The sequence below is a fragment of the Xanthobacter aminoxidans genome, from assembly GCF_023571765.1.
Taxonomy (GTDB): Bacteria; Pseudomonadota; Alphaproteobacteria; order Rhizobiales; family Xanthobacteraceae; genus Xanthobacter; species Xanthobacter aminoxidans.
Genome location: NZ_JAMJXC010000002.1, coordinates 465,884 through 480,236 on the forward strand (window position 1 = coordinate 465,884; position 14,353 = coordinate 480,236).

The following is a 14,353-nucleotide window of genomic DNA, read 5'->3' on the forward strand; positions in this document are numbered from 1 at the left end:
CGGGGCGGGCGAATGCCAAAAAGGGGTCCGATGACCACATATTCTCTCGGACAGCTCCTCGACGGCCACGCCCGCATCCTGACGCCCGACGGCGCCCAGGAGCCGATCACCGGCCTGTCCTCCGACAGCCGCCGCATCACGGCAGGCGATCTCTTTGTCGCCATCCCCGGCACCCATGCGGACGGCACGCGCTTCATCGCCGACGCCATCGCGCGCGGCGCCGCCGCCGTGCTGATGGAGCCGACCGCGCCGGCCCCCCTCCTGCCGCCGCAGGTGGCCCTCGCCTTCACGCTCGATGCCCGGCGCTCCCTGTCGCTGGCCGCCGCGCGCGTCTATCCGCGCCAGCCGAAGACCATCGCCGCCATAACGGGCACCGCGGGCAAGACCTCCGTCGCCTTCTTCCTGCGGCAGATCTGGGAGCGACTCGGCCATCGCGCGGCGTATCTCGGGACCATCGGGCTGGTGAAGCCGGACGGTGCCACCTATGGCAGCCTCACCACGCCCGATCCGGTGGAACTGCACGCCACCCTCGACGCGCTTGCGGGAGAGGGCGTGACCCACATGGCGCTCGAAGCCTCCTCCCACGGCCTCGACCAGAAGCGGCTCGATGGCGTGCGCCTTTCCGCCGGCGGCTTCACCAATCTCGGCCGCGACCATCTCGACTATCACCCGACGATGGACGCCTATTTCCGCGCGAAGCTCCGCCTCTTTACCGAGGTGATGCCGCTGGACGCTGCCGCCGTGGCCGTCACCTCCGCCCCCTTCGCCGCGACCGCGCTCGCCTGGGCGCACACCCGCGGCCTCCGGCTCCTGCCCATCGGCGAGGGACGGGCGGACGGCATCGACATCGCCGCAGCGACGGGTTCGCCCGCAGGGCAGAAGGTGTTGTTCGCGGACGGATCCAGCGCCGTGGTGCCGCTGGTGGGGCGCTTCCAGCTGGACAATGCCTTGCTGGCCGCCGGCCTCGCCATCGCCTGCGGCGCTGATCGCGCCGAGGCGTTCGCCGCGCTCGCCCACCTCAAGGGTGTTCCGGGCCGGCTGGAGCGCATCGGCGACGACCCACGCCGGCCGGTCTTCGTGGACTACGCCCACAAGCCGGAAGCCCTGGCCACCGTGCTCGATACCCTGCGCGCCGCCATCCCCGGCCGGCTCGTGGTGGTGGTCGGCTGTGGCGGCGACCGCGACCGGGGCAAGCGCCCCATCATGGGCGCGATCGCCGCGATGAAGGCGGACGTGGTGATCGTCACTGACGACAACCCGCGCAACGAGGATCCGGCAGCGATTCGCGCAGAGGTATTGGAAGGCGCCCGGGGCGCCGGCCGCGGCGATGTGCGCGAGATCGGCGACCGGGCCGAGGCGATCCGGGCGGGCGTCGCCCTCATCGAAAGCGGGGATGCGCTGATCGTTGCCGGCAAGGGTCACGAAACCGGCCAAATCATCGGCGACCGGACATATCCATTCTCGGATGCGGCGGAAGTCCTCGCCGCCCTCAAGGAGGTCGCGGCATGAATGCGGGTGCGGGTACGGCAGAACAGGACGGCCGGGTGCTCCACACCGTCGCGGAAATGGCGGCGGCCATGGGGGCGGAGGTACGCGGCACGCCGCGCGATGCCACCGGCATCTCCATCGACAGCCGCTCGCTCGCCCCCGGCGACACCTTCTTCGCCATCGCCGGCGAAAACAGCGACGGCCACGCTTATGTGGGCAAGGCGCTGGACGCCGGCGCCTCCGCCTGCGTGGTGGCCCGCGACAAGGCGGACCAGTTCCCCGCCGATGCCCCCCTCCTCGTGGTGGACGACGTGCTCGCCGCCCTGACCGACCTTGCGCGCGCCAGCCGTGCGCGCTCGAAGGCCGGCATCGTCGCGGTGACGGGATCAGTGGGCAAGACCACCACCAAGGAAGCGCTGCGCATCGCGCTCGGCGCCGACGGCGAGACCCACGCGTCCGCCGCCTCCTACAACAACCACTGGGGCGTGCCCCTCTCCCTCGCCCGGCTACCGCGCGAGGCGCGTTACGGCGTGTTCGAGATCGGGATGAACCATCCCGGCGAGATCACGCCGCTGGTGAAGCTGGTGCGCCCGCAGGTCGCCATCATCACCACCGTGGAGCCGGTGCACATCGCCCAGTTCTCAGGGATCGAGGAGATCGCCGACGCCAAGGCGGAGATCTTCCAGGGGCTGGAGCCGGGCGGCGCTGTGGTGCTGAACCTCGACAATCCCCTCTTCCCTCGGCTCAAGGCCGCTGCCGAGGCGCTGGGCATCGACCGCATCGTAACCTTCGGCGAGACCGCCGGTGCCGACGTGCGGCTGAAGGAGGCGGCGCTGCAATCCTACTGCTCGGTGGGGGTGGCGGACGTGATGGGCACGCCCGTGACCTTCAAGGTGGGCATGCCGGGCCGCCACATCGTGCAGAACATGCTGGCGGTGCTCGCCGCGGCGAAGCTCGTCGGTGCCGACCTCGCGCTCGTCGGCCTCGCCCTCTCCCGCATGAAGGCGCCACCCGGCCGCGGTGTCGCGCTGCGCCTGCAGGTGAAGGGCGGGCAGGCGACGCTGCTGGACGAAAGCTACAACGCCAACCCCGCCTCCATGCGCGCCGCCCTCGATGTGCTCAGCCGGACCCCGATAGGCCCACGCGGCCGCCGCATCGCGGTGCTCGGCGACATGCTGGAGCTCGGCCCCGACGGCGAGGCGCACCATGCCGAGCTGGCCGAGGCGATCCGCACGGCGAAGATCGATCTGGTGTTCTGCTGCGGGCCGCAGATGCACGCGCTCTGGCAGGCCCTGCCCTCGGAGCGGCGGGGCGGCTATGCGATCCACGCCTCCCACCTCGAGCCCATGGTGGCGTCCGCCATCCGGGGCGGTGACACGTTGATGGTCAAGGGTTCCAACGGCAGCCGCATGGGACCGCTGGTCAAGAGCCTCGCCGAGCGCTTCCGCGCCGCCGAGGATGCGCTGCTCGAAGGATAGAATTCAGATGCTCCAGTGGCTTGCCGATCTCCACCAGTCCTTCACAGCCTTCAACGTCTTTCGCTACATCACCTTCCGGACCGGTGGTGCCGTGGTGACGGCGCTGCTGTTCGTGTTCCTGTTCGGCCCGGCCATGATCTCCATGCTGCGGCTGAAGCAGGGCAAGGGCCAGCCCATCCGCACCGACGGGCCGCAGTCGCACCTGCTCACCAAGAAGGGCACGCCCACCATGGGCGGGCTGATGATCCTCGCCGGCATCGCGGTGGCGACGCTGTTGTGGGCGAACCTGTTCAACTTCTATGTCTGGGTGGTGCTGCTGGTGATGCTCGGCTTCGGCATGATCGGCTTCTATGACGACTACCTGAAGGTGACGAAGCAGACCCATAACGGGCTCTCGGGCAAGACACGCCTCGCCATCGAGGCGGTGATCTCCGGCGTCGCCGTGGTCATCATCATGACCATGGGCAAGTCCGGCCTGTCCACCTCCGTGGCCTTCCCCTTCTTCAAGGATCTGCTGCTCAACCTCGGCGTCTTCTTCGTGGTGTTCGGCGTGTTCGTCATCGTCGCGGCCGGCAATGCGGTGAACCTCACCGATGGCCTTGACGGCCTCGCCATCGTGCCGGTGATGATCGCGGCCGGCACCTTCGGCCTCATCGCCTATCTCTCCGGCAACGTGCGGTTCGCGGACTATCTGCAGATCCACTACGTCGCCGGCGTCGGCGAGCTGGCGGTGGTCTGCGGCGCGGTGATGGGGGCCGGCCTCGGCTTCCTGTGGTTCAATGCCCCGCCCGCCCAGGTCTTCATGGGCGACACCGGCTCGCTCGCGCTGGGCGGCCTGCTCGGCACGGTCGCGGTGGCCACCAAGCACGAGATCGTGCTCGCGGTGGTCGGCGGCCTGTTCGTGCTGGAGGCGGTCTCGGTGATCGTGCAGGTGGCGTCGTTCAAGCTCACCGGCAAGCGCGTGTTCAAGATGGCGCCCATCCACCACCATTTCGAGCAGCTCGGCTGGACCGAGCCGCAGGTGGTGATCCGCTTCTGGATCGTCGCCGTGGTGCTGGCGCTGGCGGGCCTGGCGACGCTGAAGCTGCGGTGAGGGCGGTATTAACTGATGAAAAGGCCCGCGGGAGCGCCTCCCGCGGGCCTTTTTCACGAGGTTACGCGGAAAGACGTCACCGCCCGCACGTATTGATGCCCAGCAGCGGATAGGCCGGGCAGAAGCGGAAGGCGGCGGTGAGCAGCATCACCACGCCCACGGCGCCGATCAGCCAGGTCCAATGCCCGAGCCCGGCCAGCGCCGGCACGGAGGGGGCCACGAAGGGCACCAGGATCAGCACGACCCCGGCGATGAAGCGCAGCACCCGGTCGATCCCACCCACGTTCGCCACCATCTCGCTCTCCCAATTCCAAGTTCAGCGGGCAAACCCAGCAAGCCTGCCCCGGCGGGGCGGGTCCACGATCCCGTTGACTACATTCAACAGTATGAATGTCGAATCGGGCAAGCGGGGGATTTCCCTTAAGGCCGGGTGCCTGCGAAAGGGGTTCGCACTTTTTCGCATCATGCTCTAGACGGGAGCCCGGAGTGCATTGCCGCAACGGACGATTTTACTGCCATGATCCCCGTCACCGTCTTCAAAGATGCAACCGTCGCCCTTTTCGGGCTGGGTGGCTCAGGCCTTGCCACCGCAGAGGCGCTCAAGGCCGGCGGCGCCACCGTCGTCGCCTATGATGATTCCGAGGCCTCCCGCCGCAAGGCCGGAGAGGCGGGAATCCTCGTGCAGGATCTCCACGACATCGATTGGACCATCGTCCAGGCGCTGGTGCTCGCCCCCGGCGTGCCACTCACCCACCCCGAGCCGCACTGGTCGGTGAAGCTGGCCCAGGCGGCGGGCGTCGAGATCATCGGCGATATCGAGCTGTTCTGCCGCGAGCGGCAGGCCATCGCGCGCCGCTCGCCGTTCGTCGCCATCACCGGCACCAACGGCAAGTCCACCACCACGGCGCTCATCACCCACATTCTGCGCGTCGCCGGCCGGGACGTGCAGATGGGCGGCAATATCGGCACCGCCATCCTGTCGCTTGCCCCGCCGAAGCCCGGCCGGGTGCATGTGGTGGAGTGCTCCTCCTACCAGATCGACCTCGCCCCCGGCCTCGACCCCTCCGTGGGCGTGATGCTCAACATCACCCCCGACCATCTCGACCGGCACGGCACCATCGAGAATTACGCGGCGGTCAAGGAACGCCTCGTCACCGGCGTCGAGCAGACCGGCACCGCCGTCGTGGGCGTGGACGACGATTTCTCCGCCGCCATGGCCGACCGGGCAGAGCACGCCGGCAAGCACGTGGTGCGCATCTCGGTCAGGCGGCCCCTGCCCGACGGCATCTGGCGCGAGGGCGAGACGCTCGTGGTGTCCGAAGGCGGCGCCGAGGTGTTCCGCCTGCCGCTGGGCGGCGTCGGCTCGCTTCGCGGGGCGCACAATGCGCAGAACGCCGCCGCCGCCTACGCCACCTGCCGCGCGCTCGGCGTCGCGCCGGAGGTCATCACTGTGGCGATGAAGCGCTTCCCCGGCCTTGCCCACCGCATGGAAGAGGTGGGCAACAAGGGCAAGGTGCTGTTCGTCAACGATTCCAAGGCGACCAATGCGGATGCCGCCGAGCGCGCGCTGACGAGCTTCACCGACATCTTCTGGATCGCCGGCGGCAAGCCGAAGGCCGGCGGCATCGCCCCGCTCGCCCCCTTCTTCGATCGCGTCGCCAAGGCCTATCTCATCGGCGAGGCCGCGCAGGATTTCGCCGCGACGCTGGCGGACAAGGTGCCCCACGAGATCGTCGGCACCCTCGACAAAGCGGTGGAAGCCGCCGCGCGGGACGCCGAGGCGTCCGGCCGCGGGGATGCGGTGGTGCTGCTGTCGCCGGCTTGCGCCAGCTTCGACCAATATCCCAATTTCGAGGTGCGCGGCGACGCCTTCCGCACGCTGGTGCAGGCGCTGCCGGGCATCCAGGCCCGCACGCAGTCCACCACGCCGGTGGCGCAGAAGGAGCCGCCCAAGGGCGGCGGCCATCCGCACGGCAACCCTCATGGCAACCCCCATGGCGGCGGACACCCCCACGGCGCGGGAGGGCACCCGGGGGGACATCCCGGCAAGGGACACCCCTGAGATCACCGAGGGTTCATCCGCCGACCTGCGCGGAGCGGGTATCCGACGGGCGGCGCACGGCCTTGTGGTTCAAGACCTTCCGTGGCACGTGTGCATTGCACAATGGAGAAGTCGATGGCCGAGACCGGCACCCGCACGCCCCTGCACGCCCCGCCGCTGGTGGAAGGCCTCTCCGCCTTCGCGGGTGACTACGACCTGATCCTCTGCGACGTCTGGGGCGTGCTGCACAACGGCGTCGCGTCCTTCCCCGCCGCCTGCGAGGCGCTGACGAAGGTGCGGGCGGGCGGCGCGACGGTGGTGCTGGTCTCCAACGCACCGCGGCCCAACCGCTTCATCATGGGCATGCTCGACGGCCTTGGTGTACCGCGCACCGCCTATGACGCCATCGTCACCTCGGGCGACGTGACGCGCGACATGCTGGAGGCGCGGCCGGGCGCCCGCGTCTACCACCTCGGCCCCGCGCGGGACGTGGGCACGTTCGACGGTCTGGACCTCACCCTCGCCTCGCTTGAGGACGCGGACCTCGTGGTCTGCACCGGCCTCCTCGACGACGACGTGGAGACGCCGGAGGATTACGCCGACGCCCTCGCCACCATGAAGGCGCGGGAGCTGCCGTTCATCTGCGCAAATCCCGACCTCGTGGTGGAGCGCGGCGACAAGCTGATCTTCTGCGCCGGGGCCATCGCCCAGGCCTATGAGCAGATCGGCGGCAAGGCCTATTGGTGCGGCAAGCCCTACCGGCCCATCTACGACACCGCCTTCGCCCGCGCCGAGGTGATCCGTGGCGAGGCGGTGGAGCGCGCCCGCGTGCTCGGCATCGGCGATGCGCTGCGCACCGACATCGCCGGCGCAAACGACGCCGGGTTCGACAGCCTGTTCATCTCCGGCGGCATCCATGCGCAGGAGCTGAAGTCCATCGACGGCGCCGTTCCCGACACCGAATCTCTCGCCGACCTCTTCACCGGCCACGCCCATCCGCGCGGCGTCATGCCCCGCCTCGCTTGGTAGCCGCGCCCGGGCGACATTCGGTTCCTTGAATTTGCCCGTGGTTTGACCGATCTCGAAGGCCGAATATCCTGTCCCGGTGCCGTCGAGGTTCCGGGCGTCCCGCCGAACACCAAGGCAAGGCTTGCGCCCGCCGATGACCGTGTCCCTTCCTCCTGACTTCGTGCTCGTCCACGGCCCCGAGCCCCTGCCGCCGGCGCTCAAGCGCCCCGTCATCGCCATCGGCAATTTCGACGGCGTGCATCGCGGCCATCAGGTGGTGTTCGCTGCGGCGCGGACCATGGCGGCCGAAGCGGAAGGGCCGGCGCTGGCGCTCACCTTCGAGCCGCACCCGCGCACCTTCTTCAATCCCGCCACCGCGCCCTTCCGCCTGACTCCGGCGGCCGAGAAACTGCGCCGCATCGCCGAGAGCGGCCTTCAGGGCGCCATCGTGCTCGACTTCGACGCCGCCCTCGCCGCCATGGAGGCGGAGGACTTCGTGCGCGAGGTTCTGGTCGGCCGCTACGGCGTCGCCGGCGTGGCGGTCGGCTTCGATTTCCATTTCGGCCGCCAGCGCGCCGGATCACCCGCCTTCCTCAAGAAAGCGGGAGAACGGCACGGCTTCGCCGTGACCGTGGTGGAGCCCATGCGCGATGAGAACGACGCGATTTCCTCCACCGCCGTGCGCCGGGCGCTGGCTTCGGGACAGGTGGGCCATGCTGCCCACATGCTGGGGCGCCCTTTTGCAGTGACGGCGGAGGTGATCCACGGCGACAAGCGCGGCCGCACCATCGGTTTTCCCACCGCCAATCTCGCCTTGCCGCAGGATCTGGAACTGGCCTTCGGCATCTATGCGGTGCGCGCCATGACGCCCGCCGGCCGGTTCGACGGCGTGGCCAACTATGGCCGGCGCCCCACCTTCGACAATGGCCGGGCGCTGCTGGAAGTGCACTTGTTCGATTTTTCCGGCGATCTCTATGGCCAGCCCATCGAGGTGGAATTCCACGCCTATATCCGGCCCGAGCTGAAGTTCGACGGCATCGACGCGCTCGTCGCGCAGATCAGGGCCGATGCGCAGCAGGCGCGCGAGGTGCTGGCGCGGGAAGTCTGACGGATCGCCGGGTTAAGTTAGCCACACCTTAACCGGCTGGTCCCATTCTGGGGCGGATGACGAAAGCCGCCAGAAAAGACCGCAAAGCCGTGCCACCCGCACCTGCCGCTCCCCTTGCCGCTCCCCCGGAAGACCGCCGCTCGCCCTTCATCCGGCTGGCCGACCTCCTCGCGGGGATCGAGCCGGGGCGACAGCCGCTGAGCGCCGCCGTGGGCGAGCCGCAGCACGCCATGCCGGATTTCGTCGGCCCGGTTCTCACCAGTAATCTCGCCGGTTTCGGCCGCTACCCCCGCGCCGAGGGCACGCCCACCTTCCGCGCCGCCGCCGCCCGCTGGCTGGCGCAGCGCTACAAGCTGGCGAAGCCCTTGGATGCCGACCGCGAAGTGCTGGCGCTGAACGGCTCCCGCGAGGGCCTGTTCTCCGCCGCCATCGTCGCGCAACGCCTCACCGATCCGGCGAAGGGCGCCAACGGCAAGCCGGCCATGCTGCTGCCCAATCCCTTCTACGCCGCCTATGCCGCGGGCGCGGAGGCCGCCGGCTGCGAGGCGGTCGTGATGCCGACCACGAAGGAAAGCGGCTGGCTGCCGGACCTCGACGCGCTCGATTCGGACCTGCTGAAGCGGACGGTGGCCATCTACATCGCCTCCCCCGCCAATCCGCAGGGCGCCATCGCCTCCGCCGACTATCTCGGCAAGGCGCTGGAGCTGGCGCGGCGCAACGGCGCGTTCCTGTTCTCGGACGAGTGCTATTCGGAAATCTATCTCGGCGCGGAAAAGCCGGCCGGCATCCTTGAGGTGGCCGGCACCGACCTCACCCGCGTCGTGGCGTTCAATTCCCTGTCCAAGCGCTCATCCCTGCCCGGCCTGCGCTGTGGCTTCTGTGCCGGCGATCCCGCCTTCCTGAAGGACTTTCTCGCCTTCCGCTGGGTGGCCGCGCCGCAGGTGCCGGAGCCCCTGCAGGCGGTGGCCGTCGCAGCGCTGGAGGACGAGGCCCACGTCACCCGCTCCCGTGACCTCTATGCCGCGAAGTTCGACCTCGCCGACCGCATGCTTGCCGGCCGGTTCGGCTATGAGCGGCCCGGCGGCGGCTTCTTCCTGTGGCTCGACGTGTCCCACCTTGCCGACGACCACCTCACCGGCGGCGAGGCGGCGGCGGTGAAGCTGTGGCGCGAGCAGGGCCTGCGCACGGTGCCGGGGGGCTATCTCGCCCGCCGCGACCTCACCGGGGCCAACCCCTCCGCCGGATTCCTGCGCGTCGCGCTGGTCCAGGATCTGCCCACCTGCGAGGAGGTGCTGAAGCGCCTCGTCGCTGCCCTCTGAAGGGAGCCGCGCCGATGCCCATGGCCCGCCGACGCCCGAAGGCAGCCGCCTCCGCCGATGCCGTCATCAACAGCCGGATGGACGCGCCCCACCACCATATGCCCCGGCTCGAACTGATCCCCGAGAGCATCCGGCTGGTGGTGCGCCGGCGCGGGCGGGAGATCGTCGGGACCGGACTGATCCTCGCGACGCTGATCTCCTTCGTCGCGCTCGGCACCTGGTCCGCGGCCGACCCGAGCCTGTCCAACGCCACCCATGCGCCGGTCACGAACCTCCTGGGCCGACCCGGCGCGATCATCGCCGATCTGCTGATCCAGTTGTTCGGGCTCGCGGCGCTGGCCGTGCTGCTGCCGCCGCTCTATGCCGGCTGGCGGCTCGTCACCCACCGCCCGTTCGCGCGCGAACGCCTGCGCATCACCTGCTGGCTCATCGGGGTGCTCGGCACCACGGCGTTCCTCGGCGCCATTCCGCAACCGGACCACTGGCCGGGCCTCACCGGCCTCGGCGGCGCCTTGGGCGATCTCTTTCCCCGCGCCTTCGGCGTCATGCGCGGCGGCGCGCTTGCGGCCCTTGATTCCATGCTGATCGGCACCGCCGGCCTCGCGATCGGGGCGGCAGGCCTGTTCTTTGCCTTGAGCGGCGGCCGGCGCACGCCCCTGAAGCTTGCCCCCGCCTCCGAACTGCCGGGCGAGGTGGGCGACGAGGACGAGGAGGACGACGGCACCGCCGTTTCCCTCGGTGCCCTCACCCACACCTTCCTCTCGTGGAAGGCGCGCCTCTCCGGTGCCGGGCTCACCCGCCGCGCCGTGCCCGCCCCTGCCGCGTCAGCCGGCCGGGCGGAAGGCGCAGGCGAGCGTCAGGAGCCGCGTCTGGAGGGGGCCGGCGCCCCCGCGCCCCACGACGTTCCCGATGCCCCGCTGGATGCTGCCACCGAGAGCCCCGCCGCCCGCCGCCGCGCGGCCCGGCGCGGTGGCCGCCGCGCCGGCTACCAGCACCCCTCCCTCGACCTGCTGACGCCCGCGCCCCCCGCCAAGGCCCCGGCCATGAGCCCGGAGGCACTGTCCGAGACCGCGCGCGAGCTGGAGACGACCCTGCAGGATTTCGGCGTGCGCGGCGAGATCGGCCAGATGCGCCCCGGTCCGGTGGTGACTCTTTACGAGCTGGAGCCTGCGCCGGGCATCAAATCCTCCCGCGTCATCGGCCTCGCCGACGACATCGCCCGCTCCATGAGCGCCATCTCCGCCCGCGTCGCCGTGGTGCCGGGCCGCAATGCCATCGGCATCGAGCTGCCGAACCAGAAGCGCGAGAAGGTGCTGCTGCGCGAGCTGATCGCCACCAAGGATTTCGGCGACACCGGGCACAAGCTCGCCATCGCGCTGGGCAAGACCATCGGCGGCGATCCGGTGATCGTCGACCTCGCCCGCATGCCGCATCTGCTCGTGGCCGGCACCACCGGCTCGGGCAAGTCAGTGGCCATCAATACGATGATCCTGTCCCTGCTTTACCGGCTGAAGCCGGAACAGTGCCGGCTCATCATGGTCGATCCCAAGATGCTGGAGCTCTCCGTCTATGACGGCATCCCCCATCTTCTTGCCCCCGTCGTCACCGATCCGAAGAAAGCGGTGGTGGCGCTGAAGTGGGCGGTGAAGGAGATGGAAGACCGCTACAAGAAGATGTCGAAGCTCGGCGTGCGCAACATCGACGGCTTCAACGCCCGGGTGAGGGACGCCAGCGAGAAGGGCGAATCCATCGCCCGCACGGTCCAGACCGGCTTCGACCACGAGACCGGCGAAGCCATCTACGAGCGCGAGGAGATGAACCTCGAGCCCCTGCCCTACATCGTCGTCATCGTCGACGAGATGGCAGACCTGATGCTCGTCGCCGGCAAGGACATCGAGGGCGCCATCCAGCGCCTCGCCCAGATGGCCCGCGCCGCCGGCATCCATCTGGTGATGGCCACGCAGCGCCCCTCCGTGGACGTCATCACCGGTACCATCAAGGCGAACTTCCCCACCCGCATCTCCTTCCAGGTGACCTCGAAGATCGACAGCCGCACCATCCTCGGCGAGATGGGCGCCGAGCAGCTGCTGGGCCAGGGCGACATGCTCTACATGGCCGGCGGCGGCCGCATCAGTCGCGTCCACGGCCCCTTCGTCTCCGACGAGGAGGTGGAGAGCGTGGTGAAGCACCTCAAGGCCCAGGGCGCCCCCGCCTATGTGGAGGCAGTGACTGCCGAGGATGCGGAGGACGAGGACGGCGACGGCGCCGTGTTCGACAAGGGCGGCATGGGCGACGAGGGCATGGACCTCTATTCCCAGGCGGTGGCGGTGGTGATGCGCGACCGCAAATGCTCCACCTCCTATATCCAGCGCCGGCTCCAGATCGGCTATAATCGCGCGGCTTCGCTGGTCGAGCGCATGGAGAACGAGGGCCTCGTCGGCTCGCCCAACCACGCCGGCAAGCGCGAGATCCTGCTGCCCGAGCAGGCAGCCGAATGAGCGTGCCGCGTCGTTTTCCCGCCTGAGCGGTTCCCGGTTCCGGTTGAAGCTTCGGCCCAACCGGAACAGAAGCGGCGCTGGGCGGTTTCTCCGGGCGTCGGCAAGGCCACAGGTTCGCCATAGCCCGGCCGCAAGTTGCGTATTAGACCCCTGTTCATCCGATCAGCCCGCGCGGGGCGGGATCGGAGCGTCGGGAATGACCTTCCTGCCAGCGACACGCCCTGCGCCAGAGATGCTCATGATGCTCATCCGCTCCGCCGCCACCCGATTTGCCCGCAGCCCGAAGCGCGACACCCGCGCCCCGTCGGAGAAGGCGCGCCGCGCCGCCGCCGCCGGCCTGCTGCTGGCGCTGGGACTGGCCGCGGCCGGCCCGGCCGGCGCCCAGACGGTGCAGCCCCCGGGCGACCTCATGCGGCCCCAGGGTCAGATGAAGGGCGCCGCCCCCGTGGCTGCGGCGCAGCCGGCCGATGGCCGCGCGCCGAAGGCGACGGTGGACCGCGTCACCAACTACTTCAATTCGGTGCAGTCCATGACCGGCACCTTCACCCAGATCGATCCGGACGGCTCCAAGCGCACCGGCGACTTCTACATGCAGAAGCCCGGCCGCGTGCGCTTCGAATACGATGCGCCGAGCCCGGTGGAGCTGATCTCCAACGGCCAGTCGGTGGCCGTGCGCGACCGCAATCTCAACACCCAGGACATCACGCCCCTGTCGCAGACGCCGCTGCGTTTCCTGCTCGCGGAACGCATCGACCTCGGGACCGAACCGCACGTGACCGGCATCTTCCAGGACGACCGCTTCGTGACGGTGGTGATGCAGGAGACCGTGCCCATGTTCGGCACCTACCGGCTCCTGATCCTGTTCGATGCCAAGACCTCGGCCCTCAAGCAGTGGGTCGTTACCGACCCGCAGGGCTATGACACGCAGGTGTCCCTGTCGAACATCCAGGTGAACAAGCGCCCCGACCCGAAGCTCTTCGTCATCAATTTCGAGCGGATGCTGCAGTGAAAGCTGGGGACGACTGCCCGCTCGCCGATCACATCTGCGTGCGTGCGCGGATGGCGGCGGAGAGTGTTCCCTCGTCGAGATAATCGAGTTCGCCGCCCACGGGCACACCCTGGGCAAGGCGCGTGACACGGGCTCCGGTGTCGCGCAGCACATCGGTCAGGTAGTGGGCGGTCGTCTGCCCGTCCACCGTGGCGCCCAGCGCCAGGATGACTTCCGTGACGTCCTGATCGTGCACGCGGGTGACGAGGCTCGCGATGTTGAGGTCGTCCGGCCCCACCCCGTCCAGCGGCGACAGAACGCCTCCCAGCACATGATAGCGAGCGTTGAGGACGCCGGCGCGCTCCAGTGCCCAGAGGTCGCCCACGTCAGCCACCACCACCAGCATGCGTGCGTCCCGTGTGGGATCGGTGCAGACCGTGCAGGGGTCGGTCACGTCCACATTCCCGCAGGTGTGGCAGGTGACGATCTTGCTGATCGCGTCGCCCAGGGCGGTCGCCAGCGGCGCCATCAGCGCCTCGCGCTTCTTGATGAGATGCAGCGCCACCCGGCGCGCCGAACGCGGGCCGAGGCCGGGCAGCCGGGCCAGAAGCTGGATCAGACGCTCGATCTCGGGGCCGGCGACGGCGCGTGGCATGGCATCCTCGTCCCCATCTCGCGGGAGACCCTGGGGCGTTCGGCGCCGCTCCGGAGAACCGTGCCGAACCGCAGACCTGAAGCCGCCCCTTGGCCGGAGCGGACCCGCCCCACCTAACGCGGTTCGCCCCGCCGCGCCAGCGTAAACGGCAGGATGCCGAGCCCCGCGCTAGCGACAAGCTCAAGACCGCGGTTCGTTTCGCCAAAGCAGTCGGGGCAGGGGGCCGACGTGGGGGAAACCTCGGCTTCCATCGCAGCCGATAGTTGTACAAATCGACGCATGTACTTGTCGCGGACGCCGTAGAAGAACACGGCGTGGCGACCTCCCCCTAGTATCTCCCCGGCTATGGACGCACGGCCTTGAGCGCCGGCGAACCAGGAACACTTCCAGGGTCCGTTGTTTTCATCTGTCGGCCCATCGATTCGCTGATCTGACAAGGATCATCTCGTCGCGATGAACGCGCGACGGCGCCTCCTCGACAGCCGCAAACCCGCTCTATTGCTGGTTTTTGAAGAACTTTTTGGACCCGATTGTATTTATAAGACGAGGTGCTATAGATTAACCGTGAAACTTAGTCAGCCGATGCGGCGTCAGCCCCGGCGGAGCATGTGTCCGAGGCTCATCCTGAACCGGTCGCATTCCAGCCGCTTCCCGCATTGTCCGCGCGCCATAGCGAA

11 protein-coding genes are annotated in these 14,353 nt (G+C 69.2%); 9 read left to right on the plus strand and 2 right to left on the minus strand.

The genetic code is table 11. The features are described from left to right. Positions 1-30 precede the first annotated feature (30 nt). From EJ105_RS04915 to mraY, 3 genes are read left to right on the plus strand one after another with little or no spacing between them, the layout of a single operon-like run. On the plus strand, positions 31-1,509 hold the full coding sequence (locus EJ105_RS04915) for a UDP-N-acetylmuramoyl-L-alanyl-D-glutamate--2,6-diaminopimelate ligase (RefSeq protein ID WP_250165485.1): 1,479 nt from the start codon (positions 31-33) through the stop codon (positions 1,507-1,509). Then, positions 1,506-2,966 (plus strand): UDP-N-acetylmuramoylalanyl-D-glutamyl-2,6-diaminopimelate--D-alanyl-D-alanine ligase, encoded by a 1,461-nt coding sequence (locus tag EJ105_RS04920; RefSeq protein WP_394041478.1) that lies wholly within the window; start codon positions 1,506-1,508, stop codon positions 2,964-2,966. The genes EJ105_RS04915 and EJ105_RS04920 overlap by 4 nt, the downstream gene beginning before the upstream one ends. Before the next feature lie 7 nt (positions 2,967-2,973). Next, positions 2,974-4,059 carry a phospho-N-acetylmuramoyl-pentapeptide-transferase gene (gene mraY, locus EJ105_RS04925; RefSeq protein WP_024276543.1) on the plus strand — a complete coding sequence of 362 codons (1,086 nt, stop codon included), beginning with the start codon at positions 2,974-2,976 and terminating at the stop codon, positions 4,057-4,059. Between the two features lie 76 nt (positions 4,060-4,135). On the opposite strand, the gene EJ105_RS04930 is transcribed toward mraY, so the two are convergent. Beyond that, positions 4,136-4,354: a YgaP family membrane protein gene (locus EJ105_RS04930; protein WP_024276542.1), complete on the minus strand. Its 219-nt coding sequence runs from the start codon at positions 4,352-4,354 to the stop codon at positions 4,136-4,138. A 222-nt stretch (positions 4,355-4,576) separates the two neighbouring features. On the opposite strand from EJ105_RS04930, the gene murD reads away from it, so the two are divergent. From murD to EJ105_RS04960, 6 genes are all read left to right on the plus strand, one after another. Beyond that, positions 4,577-6,121: a UDP-N-acetylmuramoyl-L-alanine--D-glutamate ligase gene (gene murD, locus EJ105_RS04935; RefSeq protein ID WP_250165486.1), complete on the plus strand. Its 1,545-nt coding sequence runs from the start codon at positions 4,577-4,579 to the stop codon at positions 6,119-6,121. Between the two features lie 114 nt (positions 6,122-6,235). Further along, positions 6,236-7,129 carry a TIGR01459 family HAD-type hydrolase gene (locus tag EJ105_RS04940; protein ID WP_250165487.1) on the plus strand — a complete coding sequence of 298 codons (894 nt, stop codon included), beginning with the start codon at positions 6,236-6,238 and terminating at the stop codon, positions 7,127-7,129. Positions 7,130-7,262: 133 nt separating this feature from the next. Further along, on the plus strand, positions 7,263-8,216 hold the full coding sequence (locus tag EJ105_RS04945) for a bifunctional riboflavin kinase/FAD synthetase (RefSeq protein WP_250165488.1): 954 nt from the start codon (positions 7,263-7,265) through the stop codon (positions 8,214-8,216). 56 nt (positions 8,217-8,272) lie between these two features. Beyond that, the gene (locus EJ105_RS04950; protein WP_284145299.1) at positions 8,273-9,535 is read left to right on the plus strand and encodes an aminotransferase class I/II-fold pyridoxal phosphate-dependent enzyme; all 1,263 of its coding nucleotides are present in this window, start codon (positions 8,273-8,275) and stop codon (positions 9,533-9,535) included. 14 nt (positions 9,536-9,549) lie between these two features. Continuing rightward, positions 9,550-12,033, plus strand: coding sequence for a DNA translocase FtsK (locus EJ105_RS04955; protein WP_431192957.1), 2,484 nt, complete (start codon positions 9,550-9,552; stop codon positions 12,031-12,033). A gap of 196 nt (positions 12,034-12,229) precedes the next feature. After that, positions 12,230-13,042 carry an outer-membrane lipoprotein carrier protein LolA gene (locus tag EJ105_RS04960; RefSeq protein WP_250165490.1) on the plus strand — a complete coding sequence of 271 codons (813 nt, stop codon included), beginning with the start codon at positions 12,230-12,232 and terminating at the stop codon, positions 13,040-13,042. A gap of 28 nt (positions 13,043-13,070) precedes the next feature. On the opposite strand, the gene recR is transcribed toward EJ105_RS04960, so the two are convergent. Continuing rightward, a complete protein-coding gene (gene recR, locus EJ105_RS04965; protein ID WP_029556322.1) occupies positions 13,071-13,676 on the minus strand; it encodes a recombination mediator RecR in 606 nt (201 codons plus the stop codon). Positions 13,677-14,353 lie beyond the last annotated feature (677 nt).

Bases quoted from the DNA above. Each gene is read 5' to 3' on its own strand.
- EJ105_RS04945 (WP_250165488.1), top strand. From the start codon at position 7,263: ATGACCGTGTCCCTTCCTCCTGACTTCGTGCTCGTCCACGGCCCCGAG.
- EJ105_RS04930 (WP_024276542.1), bottom strand. From the start codon at position 4,354: ATGGTGGCGAACGTGGGTGGGATCGACCGGGTGCTGCGCTTCATCGCC.
- EJ105_RS04915 (WP_250165485.1), top strand. From the start codon at position 31: ATGACCACATATTCTCTCGGACAGCTCCTCGACGGCCACGCCCGCATC.
- EJ105_RS04950 (WP_284145299.1), top strand. From the start codon at position 8,273: ATGACGAAAGCCGCCAGAAAAGACCGCAAAGCCGTGCCACCCGCACCT.
- EJ105_RS04960 (WP_250165490.1), top strand. From the start codon at position 12,230: ATGACCTTCCTGCCAGCGACACGCCCTGCGCCAGAGATGCTCATGATG.
- mraY (WP_024276543.1), top strand. From the start codon at position 2,974: ATGCTCCAGTGGCTTGCCGATCTCCACCAGTCCTTCACAGCCTTCAAC.
- EJ105_RS04920 (WP_394041478.1), top strand. From the start codon at position 1,506: ATGAATGCGGGTGCGGGTACGGCAGAACAGGACGGCCGGGTGCTCCAC.
- murD (WP_250165486.1), top strand. From the start codon at position 4,577: ATGATCCCCGTCACCGTCTTCAAAGATGCAACCGTCGCCCTTTTCGGG.
- EJ105_RS04940 (WP_250165487.1), top strand. From the start codon at position 6,236: ATGGCCGAGACCGGCACCCGCACGCCCCTGCACGCCCCGCCGCTGGTG.
- recR (WP_029556322.1), bottom strand. From the start codon at position 13,676: ATGCCACGCGCCGTCGCCGGCCCCGAGATCGAGCGTCTGATCCAGCTT.
- EJ105_RS04955 (WP_431192957.1), top strand. From the start codon at position 9,550: ATGCCCATGGCCCGCCGACGCCCGAAGGCAGCCGCCTCCGCCGATGCC.